This window comes from Burkholderia sp. HI2500 (assembly GCF_002223055.1).
Lineage (GTDB): Bacteria > Pseudomonadota > Gammaproteobacteria > Burkholderiales > Burkholderiaceae > Burkholderia.
In genome coordinates, this window is sequence record NZ_NKFL01000005.1 from 1017226 (window position 1) to 1023375 (window position 6150).

At 64.7% G+C, this 6150-nt stretch carries 7 protein-coding genes; 1 reads left to right on the plus strand and 6 read right to left on the minus strand.

From position 1 onward, the window contains the following. Positions 1–17 precede the first annotated feature (17 nt). Together CFB45_RS17730 and mnmE are read right to left on the minus strand one after the other, a co-directional pair. Positions 18–713, minus strand: coding sequence for a hypothetical protein (locus tag CFB45_RS17730; protein WP_089426679.1), 696 nt, complete (start codon positions 711–713; stop codon positions 18–20). Between the two features lie 107 nt (positions 714–820). Continuing rightward, entirely contained in the window at positions 821–2215 is a 1395-nt protein-coding gene (mnmE, locus tag CFB45_RS17735) for a tRNA uridine-5-carboxymethylaminomethyl(34) synthesis GTPase MnmE (RefSeq protein WP_089426680.1), read from the minus strand. 345 nt (positions 2216–2560) lie between these two features. On the opposite strand from mnmE, the gene CFB45_RS17740 reads away from it, so the two are divergent. Further along, positions 2561–2992: a helix-turn-helix domain-containing protein gene (locus CFB45_RS17740; RefSeq protein ID WP_089426622.1), complete on the plus strand. Its 432-nt coding sequence runs from the start codon at positions 2561–2563 to the stop codon at positions 2990–2992. Positions 2993–3099: 107 nt separating this feature from the next. Here CFB45_RS17740 and yidC read toward each other — a convergent pair whose 3' ends face one another. The 4 genes from yidC to rpmH form a co-directional block, all read right to left on the minus strand. Continuing rightward, entirely contained in the window at positions 3100–4767 is a 1668-nt protein-coding gene (gene yidC / locus CFB45_RS17745) for a membrane protein insertase YidC (protein WP_089426623.1), read from the minus strand. 8 nt (positions 4768–4775) lie between these two features. Further along, entirely contained in the window at positions 4776–5042 is a 267-nt protein-coding gene (yidD, locus tag CFB45_RS17750; protein WP_006750110.1) for a membrane protein insertion efficiency factor YidD, read from the minus strand. Positions 5043–5117: 75 nt separating this feature from the next. After that, positions 5118–5579 (minus strand): ribonuclease P protein component, encoded by a 462-nt coding sequence (gene rnpA, locus CFB45_RS17755; protein WP_021157986.1) that lies wholly within the window; start codon positions 5577–5579, stop codon positions 5118–5120. A 15-nt stretch (positions 5580–5594) separates the two neighbouring features. After that, the gene (gene rpmH / locus CFB45_RS17760; RefSeq protein WP_004198824.1) at positions 5595–5729 is read right to left on the minus strand and encodes a 50S ribosomal protein L34; all 135 of its coding nucleotides are present in this window, start codon (positions 5727–5729) and stop codon (positions 5595–5597) included. Positions 5730–6150: the final 421 nt, after the last annotated feature.

Here is a 6150-nt window from a genome sequence, read left to right on the forward strand (position 1 = left end):
CGGCCCCTCTCGCGCGATCAGGCCGGCTTGGTCAGCTCGGCATGCGTCAGAAATATCTGTAGCGCTGCTCGCGTTTCGTAGTGGAGACGCTCGAGGCGCGCGTCCTTTTCAGCGTCTTCGATCAGATTGCGTTCGGTGTCGAACTGGTAGGGCTCGCCCAGTAGTTCGGCCATGTCGATCTGGATGTACGTGCACTCCCCGTACGGCCGCTTGCCGTCGATGTAGGACAGCGGCCAGAAGTCATCCATCTCCAACACCGCGTCGATCGAGTAATCGTCGAGCGTTCTCCAGATGGTTCCCTGCAGGATCGCGAGATGCTCGGCGCGAAAATCGAAACGCCCCGACGCATCGACACCGCTTTCCGGGTAATCGAACGCATCGCGCAATTCCTCGGGGATCGCGTATTGTCCCGGCGCCAACTCGCCCACGGCCGTGACGAATTCGGGTAAGACGTGGCCGAGTTCTGCCAGCGTGCGAATGGCCAGCACGTCATCGTCGGTTTCGAGGATCGCCTTTGCAACATCGATTGTCGCGCCGTCTCCCGTCAGCGGCTGCTCGGGAACGATGGCCGGCGCGCCCGATTCGACCGGCAGCCACCCGACGCGCAACTTTCTCATCAGCGCGACGTGACGGGGCGCCAGGTCGGGATACGGCGCGTCGTCGGCAAAGACGGCGCGAAGAATGGCGTTGCGTTCAGTCGGATTGATTGACATGGGAGCCCTCGGCGTAGTGCGCACGGCCAGCGTCGGCAGCGCGACGGGATTCAATCAAAAACGAATGACGAGCCACGAAGGGCTGTCGAACTGCAAATGCGCGGGCATTACTTGCCAATACAAAACCTGCTGAAAATCACCCCCAGCAGATCATCCGAAGTGAATTCCCCGGTAATCGCATTGAGCTGCTCTTGTGCGAGCCGCAGTTCCTCGGCAAACAAATCGAGCGACTGCGCCCTCTGCTCCGCATGATCCGCCGCCTGCGCCAGATGCTCCTGCGCGGCCCGCAGCGCAATCAGATGCCGCTCGCGCGCGAGATACACCCCTTCCGCTCCCGCCTGCCACCCAGCAATCCGCAGCAACTCCGCGCGCAGCATGTCGATCCCGTCGCCGCGCTTCGCCGACAGATGCACCTCGGTCAGATCACCTTCCGCGGCCGGATGCTCGACGCACGCCGGCACACCGGTCAGATCCGTCTTGTTCAGCACGCGCACCACCGGCACGCCGCCGGGAAACCGCGCCGCGATCGTCTCGTCATCCGCCGTCATCCCGGTGCGCGAATCCAGCAGGTGCAGCACGACATCCGCCCGCTCGATCTCGCTCCACGTGCGCGCAATGCCGATGCGCTCGACCTCGTCCTCCGTCTCGCGCAACCCGGCCGTATCGATGATGTGCAGCGGAATTCCTTCGACCTGGATCGTCTGCGCGACCTTGTCGCGCGTCGTGCCCGCGATCGGCGTGACGATCGCCAGCTCCGCGCCAGCCAGCGCATTCAGCAACGACGACTTGCCGACGTTCGGCTGCCCCGCCAGCACGACCGACAGCCCTTCGCGCAGCAGCGCCCCCTGCCGCGCATCACCCAGCACGTGCGCGAGCTGCGCGCGGATCTTCGCGAGCTTGCCGCGCGCGTCGGCCGCCTCCAGGAAATCGATCTCTTCTTCCGGAAAATCGAGCGTCGCCTCGACCAGCATCCGCAGCGTGATCACATCGTCGACGAGCGCATGGATCTGCCGCGAGAACGCGCCGTCGAGCGAACGCCCGGCCGAACGCGCGGCGGCTTCGGTGCTCGCCTCGATCAGGTCGGCAACGGCCTCGGCCTGCGCGAGGTCGAGCTTGTCGTTCAGGAACGCACGCCGCGTGAATTCGCCGGGCTCCGCGAGCCGCAGCCCGAAACCGCGCCCCGCATCCAGGCAGCGCTGCAGCAGCAGTTGCATCACGATCGGCCCGCCGTGCCCCTGCAGCTCGAGCACGTGCTCGCCGGTGTACGAATGCGGCGCCGGGAAGTACAGCGCGATCCCGCGGTCGAGCGGCGCGCCGTGCTCGTCGAGGAACGGCACGTAGCTCGCGTGGCGCGGGGCGAGCTTCTGCCCGCACAACGCGTCGATCAGCGGCAACGCGGCCGCCTCGCCGCCGCGCCCGAACGACACGCGGACGACCCCGATGCCACCCCGGCCGGCAGCAGTGGCAATGGCGACGATCGGATCGGAATCGGTAGCGAGCATGGGAATCGGATAGATGGGATGAATCGGGTGATCAGTGAATATGGTGCGCCCGCGCAACACTTCGGGAATCGGAACGCCGGCATTGTAGCGTGCCGGCACATACGTCACCGGCCGCCGCGCAGGATTCGGACACGCTCGAATTTATCCCGCCGGGGATAAGCCGGGTATCAGCCCGGCGCCATGTCGCAGCCACCGTTTCGGACGAGTATGCCTGCTGGAGCGGCCTAACGCTGCGGCCCTCAATTCCACCACCCCCCCCAATCAAGACCGGGATTCGTCTGAACGAGCTATGTTTAGCTCAAATGGTTGTCTGGGACACGACGGTGGAATTGCACAATCTCCCCCATGCCGACATCCGAAGAAAAAGCCGCGTTCTCGGAACGCCTGAAATTCGCCCTGCGGCGCAGCCCGGAGAAGGTCACCGGTGCGACTGAGCTGGCGAACCGATTCAATCTGCGTCACCGCGGAGCACAGCCCGTTTCGCCGCAAACCGCGCACAAGTGGCTGACGGGCCGCACGATCCCGACGTCGGACAAACTCGTCACGCTCGCCGAATGGCTGCGCGTCGAAGTCCACTGGCTGCATTACGGCCCGTCGCCGAGCGTGATCGAACACCCGACGCCGCAACCGCTGCCGCGCGACGAGCGCTATCCGCCGACGCCCGAGACGATCGAACTCGCGTCGAAGATCGAAGCGCTGTCGCCGCACCACCGCTACCTCGTGCAGGAGCTGGTCGAGCAGTTCTACGGCGACTCGGGCGAAGCGAAGAAGGGCTGAACTCGCGCTACCGGACCCGCATAAAGCAAAAAGCCGCATGGGCGAACCATGCGGCTTTTTTTCGTGCATCGCGGGGCGAACGCGCCGCCCCGCGTGTGCCACGGGCATCAGGCCGGTTTCTTCTTGGCCCCGCCGAGCTTGCGCGTGATGTAGTACTGCTGTGCGATCGACAGCACGTTGTTCACGACGTAGTACAGCACGAGGCCGGCCGGGAAGAAGAAGAACATCACCGAGAACGCGATCGGCATGAACTTCATCATCTTTGCCTGGACCGGATCCGGCGGCGTCGGGTTCAGGCTCGTCTGCACGTACATCGAGACGGCCATCAGCACCGGCAGGATGAAGAACGGATCGCGCTGCGACAGGTCGTGAATCCACAGCACCCACGGCGCGCCACGCATTTCGACCGACGCGAGCAGCACCCAGTACAGCGAGATGAACACCGGGATCTGGATCACGACCGGCAGGCAGCCGCCGAACGGATTGACCTTCTCGGTCTTGTACAGCTCCATCAGCGCGGCATTCATCTTCTGCGGATCGCTCTTGAAGCGTTCGCGCAGCGCCTGCATGCGCGGCGTGATTTCCTTCATGCGCGCCATCGACTTGTAGCTCGCCGCCGACAGCGGGAAGAACACGGCCTTGATCAGGATCGTCAGCAGCACGATCGACCAGCCCCAGTTGCCGATGTAGCCGTGGATCTTCTCGAGCAGCCAGAACAGCGGCTTCGCGATGATCGTCACCCAGCCGTAGTCCTTCACGAGTTCCAGGCCCGGCGCGATGCCTTCGAGCATGCGCTCTTCTTCCGGACCGGCGAACAGGCGGGCCTGTACGTCGGCCGACTGGCCCGGCGCGATCGCGGCAACCGGCTGCTTCACGCCGACGCGGTACAGCGCCGGATCGATCTTTTCAGCGTAGATGTCGCGCTTCACGCCCTGCTGCGGAATCCAGGCCGACGCGAAGTAGTGCTGCACCATCGCGACCCAGCCGTTGTCGGCAGACTTCTCGAAGTTCGCCTTGTTCTTGTCGAGGTCGCTGAAGTCGATCTTCTGGAAGTGCTTCGCATCCGTGTAGACCGCCGGCCCGAGGAACGTGTGCGAGAACATCGGCGTTTCGACGGCCGTGTTGTCGCGCACCAGTTCCATGTAGACCGTCGGCGTGACCGGTGCCGTGCCGACGTTGTCGATCTTGGTGTCGACGCCGATCACGTAGCTGCCGCGCGTGAACGTGTAGGTCTTAACGACCTTCACGCCGCCCTTCACCGGCGATTCGAACGACAGCTTCAGCGCGTTCTGGTCACCCGTCAGCGACGTCGTGCCCGGATTCAGCTGCGTGTAGACGTCGTTGTGGTTCGGGAAATCGCCGCCGAGCAGGCCCGAGCGCGCGAGATACGTGTGGCCGGCCGTGTGGTCGAACAGCGTGATGTACAGGTCGGGCTGCTTGCCGTCGCCCTGCTTCTTCAGCGTCAGCTTCGCGAGCGTGCCGCCGCGCGTGTCGATTTCGCCGTCATACACGTCGGTCGAGAACTTCACGAGCTGCGCCTGGGCGGCCGGTGCCGTCGTCGACGGTGCGGCGCCGGCTGCGGCGGCAGGCACTTCACCTGCGGTCGTCGTCGTCGCGCCCGTGCCCGATGCACCGCCGGCAGCGGCCGCGGGGGCCGTCTGCGTGGCACTCGGGAAGAACATCGACGGGCGTCCATGGTCCCGCTGCCAGTTGTCGTACAGCATGACAGCTGACATGAAGAAGATCACCCATAGGACGGTGCGTTTGATATCCATGCGTTGTCTCAGAGTCGATGGGACCGCGCGTCGGCTTCGCCGCGAGCGCGAGTGTCGGAGTTGGGCGGCGGGACGAGGTCGATGCCGCCCGCGGAAAACGGATGGCATCGGCACACGCGCCTGACGGCGAGATACGTGCCGCGCGCGGCGCCATGATACTGGATTGCCTCGCGCGCGTAATCCGAACAGGAAGGATAAAAACGGCAACGGTTGCCGAGCATCGGGCTCACGGCAACCTTGTAGAAGCGCAGCAAGGCGATCAATACCGTTTCCATACCTTGGGCGACGCCGTTCGGCGCCGCGTCAAAACCGGCCGGGCAGGCGCGAACGCCGCACCGGGCACGGATGCGTCACTCGGACGCGGGCTTCGACGCACGGCGGGCGATCTCCCGGACTGCCCTGTCGAGCAGTTCGCGAATCTCGGCCGCGCACATCGCCGCGAGCGGGGCGGAAGCCGCGCTCGGCAGCGCTTTCTTGTCGAAGCGCGTGTGCTGCCGCAGCAGCAGGTCGTAACCGGCGAATTCGGCCCGGCGCAGGCGAAACGCATCGCGCGCCAGCCGCTTCACGAGGTTACGGGTAACCGCACGCGGCGCATACTTCTTGCCGACGACGAGCCCCAAACGCGCGGGCTGACCGGTCGGCTTGCCGTAAATCACGAAGTGCGCGGAGCGCCGCCAGGGGCGCAAACGAAAAACGGATGAAAATTCATCCGTTTTCAGAAGTCGCGCAGCTTTCGGGAAGGCGGCTTTCGTCTGCGACGGATTCGCACCCGGCTCGACGGCACCTTCCGCAGGACTGCGGACGGCGGACACAGCGCGCAACCTGCCTTAGATGGCGAGGCGCTTGCGGCCCTTCGCGCGGCGAGCGTTGATGACCTTGCGGCCACCTGCCGTCTTCATGCGGACACGGAAGCCATGGGTGCGCTTGCGGCGCGTCACGGACGGTTGGTAAGTACGTTTCATGATGTTCTCACTTGTTCGAGAATGTCGAAATTCAGGGGACCGCGTGCCCTTAACCGGAGGCATTCGGGCGAACGCAATCGCCGGGAATACAGGATTGGTTTTCGCGGAACCCGCTATTTAAACCGTTTTTCCGTTGACGGTCAATACTTTAGGAGTCGATCGCCTGTGCCCACCCCGAGCGATCCGGCCCCGCGCCCCACACAACCGGCCTGTGGATAACTCACGCTGTGGCCGCGTTTGGCGGTAGAATCTCGCCTTATCTCCAAGAATCCCGCACGCCGCTTCGGCTCGCGCCTGCCCCTCCAACACTGTGACGCAGGCGTCCGAGGCACGCTCGCACGACCGCTTCGGGCCTTGTTGCGCTACCGCGACAAGGGCGCCGGCGAGCCGCGCTGTGCACGCAAAAAACGACAGTTACTTG

What these genes read in the sequence shown, in the direction of transcription:
- CFB45_RS17730 (WP_089426679.1), bottom strand. Translation starts at nt 713, where the DNA reads ATGTCAATCAATCCGACTGAACGCAACGCCATTCTTCGCGCCGTCTTT.
- mnmE (WP_089426680.1), bottom strand. Translation starts at nt 2,215, where the DNA reads ATGCTCGCTACCGATTCCGATCCGATCGTCGCCATTGCCACTGCTGCC.
- CFB45_RS17740 (WP_089426622.1), top strand. Translation starts at nt 2,561, where the DNA reads ATGCCGACATCCGAAGAAAAAGCCGCGTTCTCGGAACGCCTGAAATTC.
- yidC (WP_089426623.1), bottom strand. Translation starts at nt 4,767, where the DNA reads ATGGATATCAAACGCACCGTCCTATGGGTGATCTTCTTCATGTCAGCT.
- yidD (WP_006750110.1), bottom strand. Translation starts at nt 5,042, where the DNA reads ATGGAAACGGTATTGATCGCCTTGCTGCGCTTCTACAAGGTTGCCGTG.
- rpmH (WP_004198824.1), bottom strand. Translation starts at nt 5,729, where the DNA reads ATGAAACGTACTTACCAACCGTCCGTGACGCGCCGCAAGCGCACCCAT.